Consider the following 15,187-nt stretch of genomic DNA (forward strand, 5'->3'; position numbering starts at 1 on the left):
CCGGAAAATTTCGTGAATGCCGTGAGAGATAGAGGAATATCCGAATGAGTGCAGAAGAAAACAAGCCCGAAGTGCCGCACACCGAGCCGGTCTACACGCCGGAGATCGAGAGCGCGGTGCCGATCGAGATCACGCCCGCCGACAGCAGCTACGGCGAAGGCTCGATCACGATCCTCGAAGGGCTCGAGGCGGTGCGCAAGCGCCCTGGCATGTACATCGGCGACACCTCCGACGGCACGGGCCTGCACCACCTGGTGTTCGAAGTGGTCGACAACTCGATCGACGAGGCGCTGGCCGGCCACTGCGACGACATCGTCGTGACCATCCACACCGACAACTCGATCTCCGTCACCGACAACGGCCGCGGCATTCCCACGGGCGTGAAGATGGACGACAAGCACGAGCCCAAGCGCTCGGCGGCCGAGATCGCGCTCACCGAGCTGCATGCCGGCGGCAAGTTCAACCAGAACAGCTACAAGGTCTCGGGCGGCCTGCACGGCGTGGGCGTGAGCTGCGTGAATGCGCTCAGCAAGACGCTGCGCCTGATCGTCCGGCGCGAGGGCAAGATCCACGAACTCGAATTCAGCCGCGGCTTCGTGCAGAACCGGCTGCTCGAGACGGTGGGCGGCGTCGAGGTCTCGCCCATGAAGGTCATCGGCGAGACCGACAAGCGCGGCACCGAGGTGCACTTCCTGCCCGACACCGAGATCTTCAAGGAGAACTCGGACTTCCACTACGAGATCCTCTCGAAGCGACTGCGCGAACTGAGCTTCCTGAACAACGGCGTGCGCATCCGCCTGAAGGACGAGCGCAGCGGCAAGGAAGACGACTTCTCGGGCGCGGGCGGCGTGAAGGGCTTCGTCGACTTCATCAACAAGGGCAAGACGATCCTGCACCCGAACGTGTTCTACGCCATGGGCGAGAAGCCCGCCGACACCTACGGCGGCATCCCGGGCACGCACATCGGCGTCGAAGTCGCGATGCAGTGGAACAGCGGCTACAACGAGCAGGTGCTGTGCTTCACCAACAACATCCCGCAGCGCGACGGCGGCACCCACCTCACCGGCCTGCGCGCCGCGATGACGCGCGTCATCAACAAGTACATCGAAGAGAACGAACTCGCCAAGAAGGCGAAGGTCGAGGTCACCGGCGACGACATGCGCGAAGGCCTGTGCTGCGTGCTCAGTGTGAAGGTGCCCGAGCCCAAGTTCTCGAGCCAGACCAAGGACAAGCTGGTGTCGAGCGAAGTGCGCGCGCCGGTGGAGGACATCGTCGGCCGCCTGCTGACCGACTACCTGCAGGAGCGCCCCAACGACGCCAAGATCATCTGCGGCAAGATCATCGAGGCCGCCAAGGCCCGCGAGGCCGCGCGCAAGGCCCGCGAGATGACGCGCCGCAAGGGCGTGCTCGACGGCATGGGCCTGCCGGGCAAGCTGGCCGACTGCCAGGAGAAGGACCCGGCGCTGTGCGAGGTCTACCTGGTGGAGGGTGACTCCGCCGGCGGCTCGGCCAAGCAGGGTCGCGACCGGAAGTTCCAGGCCATCCTGCCGCTGCGCGGCAAGATCCTGAACGTCGAGAAGGCGCGCTACGAGAAGCTGCTCACCAGCAACGAAATCCTCACGATGATCACCGCGCTCGGCACCGGCATCGGCCGCGCGGGCAGCACCACGGCAGGCGGCGGCGCGGACGACTTCAACGTCGCCAAGCTGCGCTACCACCGCATCATCATCATGACCGACGCCGACGTCGACGGCGCCCACATCCGCACGCTGCTCCTGACCTTCTTCTACCGGCAGATGCCGGAGCTGGTCGAGCGCGGCCACATCTACATCGCGCAGCCGCCGCTCTACAAGGTGAAGGTCGGCAAGGAAGAGCAGTACCTCAAGGACGGCCCCGCGCTCGACGCCTTCCTGCTCAAGGTGGCGCTCAAGGACGCCAGCATCGAGACCGGCGGTGCCAACTCGACCACGCTCGCCGGCGACACGCTGGCCGAGCTCGCGCGCAAGCACCAGCTCGCCGAGGCCGTGATCGCGCGGCTGCGCAACTTCATGGACGCCGAGGCGCTGCGCGCCATCGCCGACGGCGTGGCGCTCGACCTCGACACCACGCCCGCGGCCGAAGCCTCGGCCGTGGCGCTGCAGGCCAAGCTGCGCGAGCTCAACACCACCGGCGTGCCTGCCGAGGTGAGCAGCGAGTTCGACGCCCGCACCGACAAGCCCCTGCTGCGCATCAGCCGCCGCCACCACGGCAACATCAAGAGCAGCGTGCTCACGCAGGACTTCGTGCACGGCGCCGACTACGCCGCGCTCGCCGAAGCCGCCAACACCTTCCGCAACCTGCTGAGCGCCGACGGCGCCATCGTGCGCCGCGGCGAGGGCGAACGCGCCAAGGAAGAAAAGGTGGCCGACTTCCGTTCCGCGATGAAGTGGCTGATCGGCCAGGCCGAGAACGCCACCGCGCGCCAGCGCTACAAGGGCCTGGGCGAGATGAACCCCGAGCAGCTGTGGGAAACCACCATGGACCCGGCCGTGCGCCGCCTGCTCAAGGTGCAGATCGACGACGCGATCGAGGCCGACCGCGTGTTCACGATGCTGATGGGCGACGAGGTCGAGCCGCGGCGCGAGTTCATCGAGCAGAACGCGCTGCGGGCGGCGAACATCGACGTCTGACGGCTGCGGCGCAGCGACGCCCGCCCGTGGGGCGGCGCGTCGCGCCCGCGCCTAGCGCATGCGCACCGGCATGCCGCCCTGGAGCATGCGCGCCACGCGCGCCAACCCGCCCGTGCCGCTGGCGGCGCGTCCCACCAGCGCGCCGCCGGCGGCGCCCGCGAGCACGCGGCGCGGCAGCGAGCGGCTGCGGCCGGCGGTCAGCAGCAGCAACAGCCCGGCGCCGAGCACGGCAAGGTGCTCGCCCGGAAAGTCGGGACGCCGGGCGTCCATCTGCTGGAGTTGCTTGATCTTCGATCCGATGGTCATTTGAAAGCTCCTTTTCTGTGTGAACTTCTTCTTAACCATCGGGCCGGTGCACCGGTGTAGGCGTCGACCCCATGCGACGCACCGCTTCGGACGGACGGCCCGCGTGCTCAGGGTTTTCACATAGCCAAGCGTTACAAAAGGTTCCGGGGCGCGTCACACCAGCGTCACCAGCTATTAAAACAATAGCTTACAGACGGTTGACGAGGATGCTTCCTCGTAAACGCTATATCTAGCACCACTCTTGCTAAGCAAAATCCTCGACGGATTCACGTCACCCTTATCGAGGACATCGAAGCAATGAACCTTATGCGTCTACGGCAGCCCCTCGCTGTCCTGATGGTTGGCGGCACGGCAGCAGTCCTCGGGGCGCTCAGCCTCCCGGCGCAGGCCTTCTCGAACCCCCCGATCCAGATGGCGCAGGGCGTCGAATACATGTGCGGCGGCACGAACAAGACCGAAGCCGCGTTCATGCAGATGGTGGCGCCACGCTGGGCCGCGACGCTCGAATTCGGCATCAACGACAGCAAGCAGAAGGGCCAGTTCCCGGCGCGCGCCAAGGTCCAGGTGCGCGAGAAGTACACCGGCCGTGCGGTCATGGAGGCCCAGTCGCAGGGCCCCTACATGCTCGCGCGGCTCGATCCCGGCGCCTACGACGTGAACGTCACGCTCGGCGGGCTGACGCTCACGCAGACGCTGACGGTGATCGCAGGCGTGCCCGCCCGTGCGGTCTTCCTGTGGCCGTCGAACTTCGACATGGCCTCGGTGCTGCCGCCCGCCCCCGAGACGCAGGCGCTGGCGCAGACCGCCGCCGCACGCTGAGCGCCCGCCGCACTTCCTCCCGTCGCTGCCGGGCTTGCGGCCCGGGTCCGTTCAGCCTTGTCTAAGCATGGCGCCGCACAGTGGCGCCGTGGCGTTCTTCTTTTCGCCACGTTCACCGACAAGGAAGAAAGGATCCAGACCATGAACACCCGGACTTCATCTTTGCGCATGGGCCCCCTGGCGGCCGCCGTGCTTGGCGGCGCGGTTCTTCTCGGCGCGCTCGCCTCGCCGGCCATGGCGGCGGTCAATCCGCCAATCCACATGACCCACGGCATCGAATACATGAGCGGCGGCATCGGCAGCGACGAGGCCAAGCTCATGGAAACCGTGGCGCCGCGCTGGCCCGCGACCTTCGAGTTCGCGATCAAGGACCACAAGGGCGCGGAATTCGCCTCCGACGTGCATCTGACCGTGCGCGATGGTACCGGCACCGCGCTGCTCGACGACGTGGTGGCGGCCGGGCCGTTCATGCTCGCCCGGCTCGATCCGGGCACCTACGAAGTGGAGGCCCGCTTGCGCGGCAACACGCTCAGGCAGACGCTGCACGTGATGCCGGGCGCGCCGGCGCGGCTCGAATTCCTGTGGCCCGCGGGCACCGACATGGCCTCGGCCGGCACGGGCGCGGTGCGGTAGGCCCTTCTTTCGCCCGCCCGGCGGCAGCGCGGGCGCCGCACTAGAATCCTGCGGTCCGGCTCGCGTGCAGCGCCCGCGATCCGGGCGCCCGACGCTATAGAAAAAATAGCTGGCGACGGGCGGGGAGGTGCCTTGAACGCACGGCATGCGGCTTGCAGATACCGCATCCCGGGCAGCGCCCGTTCCCTTTGCCCCCATGCCCATACGCCCCCTGAGCGTCCTGACCGCGCTCCTGCATGTCTACATCGCGCTGCGCCTGCTGCCGGCGCTGGCCATGCTCACGCCCGCGTGGCCGCTGGCGCTCGCAGCGCTGGCGGTCTCGGCCGCCACGATCCCGCTGCCCTTCGTCTCGCGCCGTGCCGAGCGCAGCGCCACCGCGCGCCAAGTGCTGCAGTGGACCGGGCTGATCAGCATGGGCTGGTTCTCGTCCACCTTCGTGCTGACGCTGGTGCGCGACGCAGGGCTGCTGCTGGCGTGGGCGGCCGCTTCCGTGGCCGGTTGGGCCGTGCCGTGGCAGGCGGTGCTGCCGTGGAGCGCCCTGGCGGTGCTGGCGCTGGCGACGGCGGTGTCGGTGGTGGGCTTTCTCAACGCCCGGCGGACGGCCGGCGTGAAGCGCGTCGAGGTGCCGATCCGCGGCTTGCCCGCGGCGCTCGAGGGCTTCACGATCGCACAGATCAGCGACATCCACGTCGGCCCGACGATCCGCAGCGGCTACATCCAGCGCATCGTCGACACGGTGAACCGGCTCGGCGCCGACGCGATCGCGATCACCGGCGACCTCGTCGACGGCACGGTGGCCGAGCTGCGCGAACACATCGCGCCGCTGGCCGGGCTGCGCGCCCGGCACGGCACCTTCGTCGTCACCGGCAACCACGAGTACTACGCGGGCGCGCACGCCTGGATCGACGAACTGCGGCGGCTCGGGCTGACGGTGCTGCTCAACGAGCACGTGGTGCTGCAGACGCGCAACGTGCGCGGCGCCCAGACCGACGAGGAACTGTTCGAAAGCCAGCTGGTGCTCGCGGGCGTGACGGATTTCACCGCCGGCCATTTCGACGCCGCGCATGCCAGCGATCCGCAGCTCGCGCTCTTCGACGCGCCGCCGCTGGTGCACACCCGCGTGCTGCTCGCGCACCAGCCGCGCAGCGCGCCGTCGGCCGCACTCGCGGGCTACCAGCTACAGCTGTCGGGCCATACGCACGGGGGCCAGTTCTTTCCCTGGAACCTGTTCGTGCCGATGCAGCAGCCCTTCACCGCCGGGCTGCACCGGCTGCACGACATGTGGATCTACGTGAGCCGCGGCACCGGCTACTGGGGGCCGCCGAAGCGGTTCGGCGCGCCTTCGGAAATCACGCTGGTGACGCTCATCGCCGCGCGCGATTGAGACCAAAGTTTTTCTTCGCAGCAGCAAATCCGGCGCCGCGCCGGTTCTGTTGAAGAAGTCCTACCCGCGGACATGGCAATAGCCTCGACGCAAAGCGCGGCCGGCGACGGAAAGTAAATATCAAGACCTTTCGTCATCTGACCTAGTAAATCACGTCATGAAAAAACAACGGTCGGCATTCTTCGCGGCCGCCGTGCTCGCGGCCCTCCTGGGGCTCGCCGGCACGGACGCGCAGGCCTTCGAGGACGGTACACGCGGCATCTACTTCGAGGGCGGCCGCGCACCGCATGGCGACCAGGGCGCCACCAACTCGGCCAGCGTGGGCCTCACGCTGCCCTGGTCCCCGCACGGGGTGCGCGAAGGTGCGCTGACCTCGTACTGGGACCTGTTCGCGAGCCAGTGGCATGCGCCCGGCATCGGCGGCGGCTCGCACAACTACACCCAGCTCGGCGCGATCTACACCTGGCGCTACCGTTTCGACGGCGGACGCTCGCCCTGGTTTGCCGAAGCCGGCGTCGGCGCCACGCTGATGGACCGCCTCTACCGCTCGCCCGACCGCAGCTTCAGCACCACCTTCCAGTTCACCGAGGTGCTCGGCGTGGGACGCAGCTTCGGCGACAACGGCCGCCACGAACTGGCGCTGCGCGTGCAGCACTTCTCGAACGCGGGCATCAAGAAGCCGAACCCGGGCGAGAACTTCGTCCGGCTGCGCTACACCTACCACTTCTAGTGCGAAGGGTGGCGCCTGCGCCAGTGCCGGGCGCGCAGCTCGGTGGCGAAGTAGGCGAGCGTGGCGACCGCCAGCGGCAGCAGGTAGTAGAGCCCGCGGTACACCAGCAGCACGCCGAGCAGACGGCCCTGCGGCACGTCGTTCGAGAGCAGCGCGATGAACACGGCCTCGAGCACGCCGAGCCCCGCCGGCACGTGCGTGACCACGCCCGCGACCGCGGCCACGAGCAGCACCGCGAGCACCGCGTGGTAGGCCACCTGGCCCTGCAGCAGCACCCAGATCACGCTCGCGATCACCGACCAGTTGAGGCAGGACAGCACCAGCTGCAGCAGCGCCATGCGCAGCGTGGGCACCTTGAACGAATGGCGCCGCAGGCGGAACACATGGCCGCTCGCCAGTGCGCACAGCAGCAGGTAGGCCGCCGCCACCAGCAGCAGCGCTGCGCCCAGCACCTGCAGGCCGGTGTTGCCCACGCGCCATTCGGGCGGCAGTTCCAGCGGCCAGAAGCAGAAGGCCGCACCCGCCACCACCAGGTAGCCGAGCCAGTTGGTCAACATGCTGAAGCCGAGCACGCGCGTGATGATGCCGTTCGACAGCCCGAGCCGCGAATAGAGCCGGTAGCGGAAGGCCACGCCGCCCACCAGTGACCCGAGGTTCAGGTTGAAGGCGTAGCTGATGAAGGTCACGCCCATCACGGTGCGCGTGCCGAGCGCATGGTGCGTGAGATGCCGCCCGAGCAGGTCGTAGGTGCTGTAGATCGCGAAGCTCGCCGCAGCCAGCAGGCCCGCGAGCAGCAGCGTGGAAGCGGGCAGGGCGCGCATCGCGTCGAAGACTTCCTGCCAGTCGATGGCGCGCGCCTGGCTCACGAGCAGCCAGCCGATCAGGCCGAAGAAGGCCCAGGCCCCGATGCGGCGCAGCCACGGCCACCAGGGCCGGTGCGCGCCCCGGCCCGTGCCGAGGGCATGGACGGGTGCGGGGCTCACGCCGCCTCCGTGGTCTGGGTCGCGCCGTTGTCGCCGGTCTTGCCGCGCTGCTTCTCGGCCAGGTCGGTGGCCTCGGCCAGCGTGAGCCGCGGCACCTGGCGCGGCAGCCAGCCCAGCCACGAGGGATACCAGCGCAGGAAGTGGAAGATGAAGAAGCTGCGCACCAGCCGCCAGCCGCTCCAGCCGGTCTCGAGATCGGCTTCGTGGATGCGCTTGCAGCTCTCGCGCATCAGCGTGTCCATGCGCTCCCAGAGCAGCTGGTTGAAGGCCCTGTCGCGCGCGATCACGTTGGCTTCGAGGTTGAGCGACAGGCTCAGCGGATCGAGGTTGCTCGAACCCACCGTGGTCCAGCGATCGTCCATCAGCGCGATCTTGGCGTGCAGCGGCCGGTCGCAGTATTCGTAGATGCGCACGCCCGCATGCAGCAGGTGGTGGTAGAGCATGCTGGCGGCGGTCTTGACGATCGGCATGTCGGGCTCGCCCTGCAGGATGAGCCGCACGTCCACGCCGCGGCGCGCCGCGCGGCGCAGTTCCTTGATGATGCGGTAACCCGGAAAGAAGTAGGCATTGGCGATCACGATGCGCGTGCGCGCGGCGCGGATCGCGGCCAGGTAGTGGCGCTCGATGTCGTTGGTGTGGCGGCGGTTGTCGCGCGTGACGAACATCGCCTCCACCTCGCCCACGGCCGCGCGCGTGACCGGCGGCGCCTGCTGCAGGCGGCGGCGGAACCAGCGCGGCCCCTTGTCGCCGAGCGCGATCGCGCGCAGCACGAACTGGTGGATCTGCGCCACGATGGGCCCGGCCAGCGCCACCGCATAGTCCTGCTTGGCCTTGGGACCGAAGTCGAGCAGATGGTCGGCCGAATAGTTGATGCCGCCCACGAAGGCAACCTCGCCGTCGATCACCACGATCTTGCGGTGCATGCGCCGGAACACGTTGAGCCGCTGGCCGAGCACGCGCGAGCCGGGATCGAACACCCGCACCTTCACGCCGACGGCGCTCAGGCCCTCGATGAACTCGCGCGAGAGATCGGGCGAGCCGAAGCCGTCCACCATCAGGTCGACCTTGACGCCGCGCTGCGCCGCCGCGCGCATTGCCGCATGCAGCTGGAGCCCGACCTTGTCCTCGAACAGGATGAAGGTCTCGATGATGACCTCGCGCTTCGCCTGCCGGATCGCGTCGAACACGCGAGGAAAGAACTCCTCGCCGTTCTCCAGCAGTTCGATGCGGTTGCCGCCGACCCAACGGGCGCTGTCGTTCATTGCAGGCACCTCAGAGGTCGATGGTCGCCACCAGCGGCGCATGGTCCGACAGGTGCGACCAGGGCCGGCGCGGCAGCACCACGGGCGCATGCACGCCCGCGTTGCGCACGTAGATGCGGTCGAGCGGCAGCAGCGGAAAGCGCGAAGGGAAGGTCTTGGCGGCCGTGCCGTTCGCCGCCACGAACACCTCGCGCAGCGAAGCGCCTTCCTCCAGCACGCGGTGCGCGCGGCCGCGCCAGTCGTTGAAGTCGCCGGCCACGATCAGCGGCGCGTCGGCCGGCACTTCGTCGCGCACGATGTGGCAGAGCAGTTCGAGCTGCTGCTGCCGGTGCGCTTCGGCCAGGCCGAGGTGCGCGCAGATCGCATGCACGTCCACCGTGCGGCCCGGCAGCCGCAGCACGCAATGCAGCAGGCCGCGCTTCTCGGGGACCGGCGACCGAGACGTCGTGGTTGCGGTAGTGCACGATCGGAAACTTCGACAGCACCGCATTGCCGTGATGGCCGCGCGGGTACACCGCGTTGCGGCCGTAGGCGAACTGCGGCCACATGGTGTCGGCCAGGAATTCATAGTGCGGCGCCTCCGGCCAGTTGCTCACCTTGCGCGAATGGCGCGAATGCGTGCCGAGCACCTCCTGCAGGAACACCACGTCGGCGCCCACCGTGCGCACCGCATCGCGCAGCTCCGGCAGGATGAACTTGCGGTTCAGCGCGGTGAAGCCCTTGTGGGTGTTCACCGTCATGACCTTGAGCGTGGTCGGCGCCGCCGTGGCAAGAGGGATCGGGGAGGAAGACATGTTTCATGCGGTTGTACGTTGCCGCACGGCGCCTGACTGTAGGAACGCGCCACCTTCTTCGCGGCCTGCCGGCTGCCTTGCGGCACGGGACGGCCGGTTCCTACAGCCAGGGCTGCCCCACCCCGACACGGCCCGGTTTCGGCCCCTCCTACGGTGAATTCAGGGTCACGAACAGGCCCCGCTTTCTCCAACCCTCTTTCGTCCCAAGGAACACACCATGAAGCAACGAATCCTCCAGGCCACGGCCCTGGCCGGCCTGATGGCCATGGCCGGCGCCGCGATGGCGCAGGCCACCTCGATCCCCGCGCAGCCCGACCCGGCCCTGGGCGGCCAGGCCAGCACGCAGACGCCCGCCGGCGCGCCCAACCCGCCCCAGCGGCCCGACGGGAGCATGCCGGTCTCGCGCGAGGCGGTGAAGGCCGAGGCCCGCGCCCACAACCGCAACAACATCAACAACCCGGTGCCGAAGGGCGAGGTCACGACCACCGTGAACGGCCAGCCCAATGCGCTGCCGCAGCCCACGGGCGAGATGTCGCGTGCGCAGGTGAGCATGATGGCGCGCAAGGTCAAGCCGCAGTTCGGCGAGCGCGGCGAACGCCCGGACGTGCCGACGAACCCGACCGACAGGACGGGCACGCCGCAATAACCGGCGGCGCGTGAACGGCAACAAAAAAGCCCGCGGTGCACGATGCATCGCGGGCTTTTCGTCGTCCCGGCGCCCCCCGGGGCTGCCGGTGGTCCGGTTCAGCTCTTGGCGGGCGCGGCGCCCTGGCCATCATGGCCGCGGTGGCCATGGTGCCCGCGGTGGCCGTGCATGCGCAGCGTTTCGGCGTCGAAGGTCTTCTGCTGCTCGGGCGTGAGCGCGGCATAGAAGGTCTTGGTGGCTTCCGCACGCTTGGCGAAGCGCGCGCTGCGCTCGGCCTGGCGGGCCTGCATGCGCTCCAGGCGCTCGGGCGTGGTGAGCTTGGCGAACTCGGCACGGTCCATGCGCTGCGGGCGCGCACCGGCCGGCGGCTGGGTCGAGGCGGTGAAGCTGCTCCAGGCGCTTTCCTGCGAGGCGCTGAGCTGGAGCTTTTCCTTCAGTGCCGCGAGGCGCTGGGCGCGGCGCGCCTGCATGCGTTCCATGCGCTGCTGCGGGTCCATGCGCTGCGCGTGCTGCGCCTTGGGCGCGGCGGTAGCGTCGGCCGGGGCCACGGCCGCGGGCGGGGTGGAGACGGCGGCCGGGGTCTGCGTTTGCGCGAAAGCGCCCGACGAGGCGAAGGCGGCCGAACCGAGCAGGCTGGCCCAGACGATGCGTTGGCGAAGAGAGATCATGAGAAGTGCTTCCTTTCGAAGAACTCTGCGGCCAGGCGGCAGCAGATGGATCGAAGTGTGGAAGCGTTCTGTATCGCCCGCGTGAGCCGACCGTGAGCGTGCGTAAAGAATCATGAACCCGGCGGCCGCCTCACTTGGGCCGCGGCGGCTTCAGGCCGCGGTCCGGCGGCTGCAGCTTGCCCGAGCGCAGCTCGCCCACCGCGAGCGCCACGGCCCGCGCCACGTTGCGCACTTCTTCCTGCACGTCGGCGTCGGCGTCCAGCGCATCGTGGCTGGTGGCATAGGGCTCGTAGTAGCCGACGTAGCGGTCAAGCCGCGCCTGCGCGCCCGCATCGATCAGGCCCATCCAGTCGAGCCAGTCCGACAGGTTGCGGCGCACGCTCTCGATGCCGGCCACGTCGCCGTGCACCACCAGGCCGTAGACGCGGCCGGCCAGGTGCTTGGGATAGCCCCAGCCTTCGAGTTCCAGGGCCTTGGCCTCCTCGGGCTTCTTGCCGTGGGTGCTGGTGGGATCGGGGTTGCCGCCGTCGGCGCAGACCAGCCGGTCGGCCATGAGCTTGAGCGGGCTGGCCGACTGGTACCAGTGCGTGGGCGTGAACAGCATCACGCCGTGCGCCGCGACCCAGCGCTCGTAGATCTCGTTCATCCAGTCGCCGGTCTGGCGCATCGCATGGTTGGGATAGCAACTGCAGGGCCAGTGGCACAGCGGCATCGCGGTGGAGACGCAGCCCTTGCACGGATGGATGTGGCGCCCGTACTCGGAGGTGAGCAGGCTCAGGTCGAGCACGTCGACCTCGATGCCGCAGCCTTCGAGCACCTCGCGCGCGAGCTGCACCAGCCGCCAGGTCTTCGAGATCTCGCCGGGGCAGGTGCGGTCGTTGCGCGGCGAGCCGTTGACCAGCAGCACCCGCGAGCGCGTCTGCGGCCGGCCCCAGGCGGCCTGGGCCGCGTCGATGCGCGCCCTGGCTTCGAGCCAGTCGACCGAAAGTTCGTAGTCCGGATCGGCGTAACCGGGGCCGGCCTTGCGCGTGACCGGCGCCTTGCGGCCTTCGTCGTAGGCCTGCCAGGCGATGCGTTCGATGCGCTGCAGCGCCTCGTGCTCGGCCTGGAAGGCCGGATCCTGGAAAGGCTGCATGAAACGCGCGTGGAACTGCTCGCGCTGCAGGTTGCCGGGCGCCTGGCCCTTGCGGACCTCGGGCACCCGGCGCGCGGGGGGCGTGCTGGAGGGCATGGCCTCAATCTAGGCCGCCGCCGCGCGCCCGTGAGCCGCACGGCCCGCCGAATTCCGGTAGGCCGGCGACTACATCAGCGTCCGAACCGGCCGCTCTGGAAGTCGTGCACCGCCTGCGTCACTTCCTCCCGGGTGTTCATCACGAAGGGGCCGTACTGCGCGATCGGCTCGTTGAGCGGCTTGCCCGCGATCAGCAGCGCACGTGCCGGGCTGTGGTTGGTGGCGCCCGCGCGCAGCACGATGCCGTCGCTGCCCGGGTCGTTGGCGAGGATGGCCATGCGGCGCGTGGGCACCTCGCTGCCGGCGATCCAGACCGATTCGCGGAAGACGTACACCAGCGCATTGCGGTCGTCGGCGAGCGGCTGGGCGAACTCCGCGCCCGGCGGCAGGGTGATGTCGAGGTAGAGCGGCTCGGTCTGCTCGCGCCGCACCGCACCCTTGATGCCGTGGCTCTCGCCGGCGATCACGCGCACGTGCACGCCGGCGGCGGTGGTGTATTCGGGAATCTCCTCGCTCTGGATGTCGCGGTACCAGGGCTCGCGCATCTTGTCCTTCGCGGGCAGGTTGAGCCAGAGCTGAAAGCCTTCCATCAGGCCTTCCTCCTGCTCGGGCAGTTCGCTGTGCACCAGCCCGCGGCCGGCGGTCATCCACTGCACGCCGCCGTTCTGCAGCAGCCCCTCGTGGCCGGCGCTGTCGCGGTGGCGCATGCGGCCCGCGATCATGTAGGTGACGGTCTCGAAGCCGCGGTGCGGATGGCTCGGGAAGCCGCCGATGTAGTCGCCGGGGTTGTCGCTGCCGAAGGCATCGAGCATCAGGTAGGGATCGAGCCGCTTCTGCAGCGGCTGCTGCAGCACGCGCGTGAGCTTGACGCCGTCGCCGTCGCTGGTGGAAACACCGGCCACGATGTGGTCGATGCCGCGCGGCGTGGCCACGGGGTCGGTGGGGTGGTGGGGGTGGTGGTTCGCGTTCGTCATGCGGCCATGGTGGCACCAACGCGCCGACCGCGCCACCTGTGGGGGATGCCGGCCGGCGCGCGCCCGTTCAGCGCGGCCACTGCTGCCGCTGCCAGTAGCGGTACTGCCAGCGCGTGGCGAAGCCGGCACGCCGGTAGAGCGCATGGGCTGCCGGGTTCTGCGCATCGACCTGCAGGAACACGCGCTCGACGCCGCGCGCGAGCGCCGCTTCGGCCAGGCCCGCGAGCACGCGGCCGGCCAGCCCGCGGCCGCGCTGCGAGGCATCGGTGCGCATGCCGTGCACGCTGGCCCAGCCGTGGCCAAAGGCCATGGCGCCCGCGGCGACGGTGCGGCGGCCTTCGCGCACGCTCGCGTAGAGCGAGCCCGCCGCGCGCGAGAGCGCCCGCACCCGGTGCGCGCCGTCCACCGGATCGAAGCCCTCGCCGAGGAACAGCGCGGCCCAGGCCTCGTCGGGCGTGGCTTCGACCTCGGCCAGCTTCGCATCGGCCGCCGCCACCGCGCGCATGCGCCGCGCAGTGCCGATCTGCACGCAGGTGGGCGAATCGCCGACGTAATGCCGCCGCTCGAGTTCGGCGCGCAGGCCGTCGAAGCAGGCTTCGTCCGCGATCCGCAGCAGCGGCACCAGCTGGCGGCTGTCGTAGCGGTCCTCGATGCGGTCGAGCGTGCGTTCGCGCACTTCGGCGTGCGCCAGCGGCACGGCCGACTTCGCGCGCTTGACGGAGCCTTCATCGAAGGGCAGCAGCCAGCCATCGAGCTCCTCGACGGCCGCGGGCGACACCGCCGCCACCGTGGCGCGCTCGATGGCTTCGACGTCGTTCATGGCGTGGCTTCCGGCGCGGCGAACTTCGCGCTCGCCACCTTCTTGAGCAGCACCTCGCGTTGGGCACGGCTGATGCCGCGCACGCTCTCGGCCACCCACTTCGTGCGCGCGGGATCGATCTGGCCGTCGCGCCGCCACTGCTCGAGCACCGCCTGCGGCTTGTGCAGCATGGCCGCGAGCCACACCGCCTGCGCCGGATCGAGGTTGCGCGCCGGCCGCTTGAAGTAGCGCCGGGCGGCGGCTTCGGCGCCGCAGAGGTTGCCGCCCCACGGCGCGTTGTCGAGGTAGAGCTGCAGGATGCGCGCCTTGCCGAGCGTCTGCTCCATCTCGACCGCGTAGAGCAGCTCGCGCAGCTTGCGTTCGGCCGTGCGCTCGCTGCCGGTCACGAGCATCTTGGCGAGCTGCTGCGTGAGCGTGCTGCCGCCGCGCATGGGCTGGCCTTCCTTCTGGTTGTTGTGGACCGAGGCCACGATCTCGGTCAGGTCATAGCCGGCATGCGTGAAGAAGCGCTGGTCCTCGGCCGCGATCACGGCGCGGGCGAGCCAGCTGTCGTTGGCGAGCTTCGAGGGCGGCCCGCAACTCGTGCGGGCGCCGAGCATGGCCTCGGTGCCGAGCCCTTCGACGCTGAACTGGCTCACCACCGGCTGCACGCCGAAGGTCGCCTCGGGCAGCAGCAGCTGCCCGCGCAGCGCGAGCGTGCCGCCGATGCGCGCGCGCTGCAGCTCGGGCAGGTCGGGCGCGAGCACCGCGTACCAGCGTGCGATCGGCGCGTCCTTGATGTCGGCGGAGAGCTGCAGGTTCTTGAGCGCGAGCCGGCCTTCCCAGGTGCCCTGCAGCACCTCCTGCGCGCCGGCCTTGCGCGGCGTGGCCACGAGCGTGCCGGCCAGGGTGTTGCCCTCGCGCCGCACGGTGACGACCAGCGCGTCGACCTGGATCGGCTGCGCGCCGAGCGCCTGCACTTCGGCCCGGCAGGGCGCGCAGCGAAGTTCCAGGCCGCCGAAGGCTTCCTTCCAGGCCACGTCGACGCGGCCGAAGCGGGTGTCGAGCGAGCGGCCGTCGAGGCGCGGTGCGAACCACTTCGATGTCGCGAGGCGCAGCGCCGTCGGCACGCCGACTTCCAGATGCAGCGGGCCGAACCTGAGCGTTCCCGCCCATTCGCCCGCGGCGGGCGCCAGCGTGAACCGGGCGATCAGGAAAATCGCCACCAATGCTGTCACCACCAGGGCCAACAGGCCGTAAATCGCAGATCTCAGGGTCGTGTTCACAAA

Annotated in this window: 14 protein-coding genes and 1 pseudogene; 6 read left to right on the forward strand and 9 right to left on the reverse strand. The window is 69.5% G+C overall.

Features of this window, described 5'->3' with window-relative positions; all coding sequences use genetic code 11:
- Positions 1–44 precede the first annotated feature (44 nt).
- Positions 45–2,669, forward strand: a complete 2,625-nt coding sequence (gene gyrB, locus M2165_RS09835) for a DNA topoisomerase (ATP-hydrolyzing) subunit B (protein WP_280814462.1) — start codon at positions 45–47, stop codon at positions 2,667–2,669.
- Positions 2,670–2,720: 51 nt separating this feature from the next.
- Here the strand turns inward: gyrB and M2165_RS09840 are convergent, their stop codons facing one another.
- Positions 2,721–2,975 carry a hypothetical protein gene (locus M2165_RS09840; RefSeq protein ID WP_280814463.1) on the reverse strand — a complete coding sequence of 85 codons (255 nt, stop codon included), beginning with the start codon at positions 2,973–2,975 and terminating at the stop codon, positions 2,721–2,723.
- A gap of 336 nt (positions 2,976–3,311) precedes the next feature.
- Here M2165_RS09840 and M2165_RS09845 point away from each other — a divergent pair, with 336 nt between their 5' ends.
- The 4 genes from M2165_RS09845 to M2165_RS09860 all read left to right on the forward strand — a co-directional run bounded on the left by M2165_RS09845 (position 3,312) and on the right by M2165_RS09860 (position 6,541).
- On the forward strand, positions 3,312–3,794 hold the full coding sequence (locus tag M2165_RS09845) for a hypothetical protein (protein WP_280814464.1): 483 nt from the start codon (positions 3,312–3,314) through the stop codon (positions 3,792–3,794).
- Positions 3,795–3,935: 141 nt separating this feature from the next.
- Positions 3,936–4,427 carry a hypothetical protein gene (locus M2165_RS09850; protein WP_280814465.1) on the forward strand — a complete coding sequence of 164 codons (492 nt, stop codon included), beginning with the start codon at positions 3,936–3,938 and terminating at the stop codon, positions 4,425–4,427.
- 196 nt (positions 4,428–4,623) lie between these two features.
- On the forward strand, positions 4,624–5,811 hold the full coding sequence (locus M2165_RS09855) for a metallophosphoesterase (RefSeq protein ID WP_280814466.1): 1,188 nt from the start codon (positions 4,624–4,626) through the stop codon (positions 5,809–5,811).
- A gap of 157 nt (positions 5,812–5,968) precedes the next feature.
- Positions 5,969–6,541, forward strand: coding sequence for an acyloxyacyl hydrolase (locus M2165_RS09860; protein ID WP_280814467.1), 573 nt, complete (start codon positions 5,969–5,971; stop codon positions 6,539–6,541).
- Here the strand turns inward: M2165_RS09860 and M2165_RS09865 are convergent.
- From M2165_RS09865 to M2165_RS09875, 3 genes and pseudogenes are all read right to left on the reverse strand, one after another.
- Positions 6,538–7,524, reverse strand: a complete 987-nt coding sequence (locus M2165_RS09865) for a lysylphosphatidylglycerol synthase domain-containing protein (protein WP_280814468.1) — start codon at positions 7,522–7,524, stop codon at positions 6,538–6,540. The genes M2165_RS09860 and M2165_RS09865 overlap by 4 nt on opposite strands.
- Complete coding sequence (clsB, locus tag M2165_RS09870) at positions 7,521–8,786, reverse strand: cardiolipin synthase ClsB (RefSeq protein WP_280814469.1); 1,266 nt, start codon at positions 8,784–8,786, stop codon at positions 7,521–7,523. The genes M2165_RS09865 and clsB overlap by 4 nt, the downstream gene beginning before the upstream one ends.
- Before the next feature lie 10 nt (positions 8,787–8,796).
- Positions 8,797–9,580 (reverse strand): annotated as a pseudogene (locus tag M2165_RS09875) (endonuclease/exonuclease/phosphatase family protein).
- Positions 9,581–9,797: 217 nt separating this feature from the next.
- Between M2165_RS09875 and M2165_RS09880 the strand changes: the two are divergent.
- A complete protein-coding gene (locus M2165_RS09880) occupies positions 9,798–10,226 on the forward strand; it encodes a serine/threonine protein kinase (protein ID WP_280814470.1) in 429 nt (142 codons plus the stop codon).
- 98 nt (positions 10,227–10,324) lie between these two features.
- On the opposite strand, the gene M2165_RS09885 is transcribed toward M2165_RS09880, so the two are convergent.
- The 5 genes from M2165_RS09885 to M2165_RS09905 all read right to left on the reverse strand — a co-directional run bounded on the left by M2165_RS09885 (position 10,325) and on the right by M2165_RS09905 (position 15,124).
- Positions 10,325–10,894, reverse strand: a complete 570-nt coding sequence (locus M2165_RS09885; protein ID WP_280814471.1) for a Spy/CpxP family protein refolding chaperone — start codon at positions 10,892–10,894, stop codon at positions 10,325–10,327.
- 130 nt (positions 10,895–11,024) lie between these two features.
- A complete protein-coding gene (locus tag M2165_RS09890; RefSeq protein ID WP_280814472.1) occupies positions 11,025–12,125 on the reverse strand; it encodes a flavodoxin family protein in 1,101 nt (366 codons plus the stop codon).
- 74 nt (positions 12,126–12,199) lie between these two features.
- Positions 12,200–13,099, reverse strand: coding sequence for a pirin family protein (locus tag M2165_RS09895; RefSeq protein ID WP_280814473.1), 900 nt, complete (start codon positions 13,097–13,099; stop codon positions 12,200–12,202).
- Positions 13,100–13,166: 67 nt separating this feature from the next.
- Complete coding sequence (locus M2165_RS09900; RefSeq protein WP_280814474.1) at positions 13,167–13,919, reverse strand: GNAT family N-acetyltransferase; 753 nt, start codon at positions 13,917–13,919, stop codon at positions 13,167–13,169.
- Positions 13,916–15,124, reverse strand: a complete 1,209-nt coding sequence (locus M2165_RS09905) for a biosynthetic peptidoglycan transglycosylase (protein ID WP_280814475.1) — start codon at positions 15,122–15,124, stop codon at positions 13,916–13,918. Before M2165_RS09905 ends, M2165_RS09900 begins: the two co-directional genes overlap by 4 nt.
- Between the last annotated feature and the right edge of the window lie 63 nt (positions 15,125–15,187).

Origin of the sequence: Variovorax sp. TBS-050B (genome assembly GCF_029893635.1) — a bacterium.
GTDB lineage: Bacteria > Pseudomonadota > Gammaproteobacteria > Burkholderiales > Burkholderiaceae_C > Variovorax.

What these genes read in the sequence shown, in the direction of transcription:
- M2165_RS09880 (WP_280814470.1), top strand. Translation starts at nt 9,798, where the DNA reads ATGAAGCAACGAATCCTCCAGGCCACGGCCCTGGCCGGCCTGATGGCC.
- clsB (WP_280814469.1), bottom strand. Translation starts at nt 8,786, where the DNA reads ATGAACGACAGCGCCCGTTGGGTCGGCGGCAACCGCATCGAACTGCTG.
- M2165_RS09845 (WP_280814464.1), top strand. Translation starts at nt 3,312, where the DNA reads ATGGTTGGCGGCACGGCAGCAGTCCTCGGGGCGCTCAGCCTCCCGGCG.
- M2165_RS09895 (WP_280814473.1), bottom strand. Translation starts at nt 13,099, where the DNA reads ATGACGAACGCGAACCACCACCCCCACCACCCCACCGACCCCGTGGCC.
- M2165_RS09840 (WP_280814463.1), bottom strand. Translation starts at nt 2,975, where the DNA reads ATGACCATCGGATCGAAGATCAAGCAACTCCAGCAGATGGACGCCCGG.
- M2165_RS09860 (WP_280814467.1), top strand. Translation starts at nt 5,969, where the DNA reads ATGAAAAAACAACGGTCGGCATTCTTCGCGGCCGCCGTGCTCGCGGCC.
- M2165_RS09900 (WP_280814474.1), bottom strand. Translation starts at nt 13,919, where the DNA reads ATGAACGACGTCGAAGCCATCGAGCGCGCCACGGTGGCGGCGGTGTCG.
- gyrB (WP_280814462.1), top strand. Translation starts at nt 45, where the DNA reads ATGAGTGCAGAAGAAAACAAGCCCGAAGTGCCGCACACCGAGCCGGTC.
- M2165_RS09850 (WP_280814465.1), top strand. Translation starts at nt 3,936, where the DNA reads ATGAACACCCGGACTTCATCTTTGCGCATGGGCCCCCTGGCGGCCGCC.
- M2165_RS09890 (WP_280814472.1), bottom strand. Translation starts at nt 12,125, where the DNA reads ATGCCCTCCAGCACGCCCCCCGCGCGCCGGGTGCCCGAGGTCCGCAAG.
- M2165_RS09885 (WP_280814471.1), bottom strand. Translation starts at nt 10,894, where the DNA reads ATGATCTCTCTTCGCCAACGCATCGTCTGGGCCAGCCTGCTCGGTTCG.
- M2165_RS09855 (WP_280814466.1), top strand. Translation starts at nt 4,624, where the DNA reads ATGCCCATACGCCCCCTGAGCGTCCTGACCGCGCTCCTGCATGTCTAC.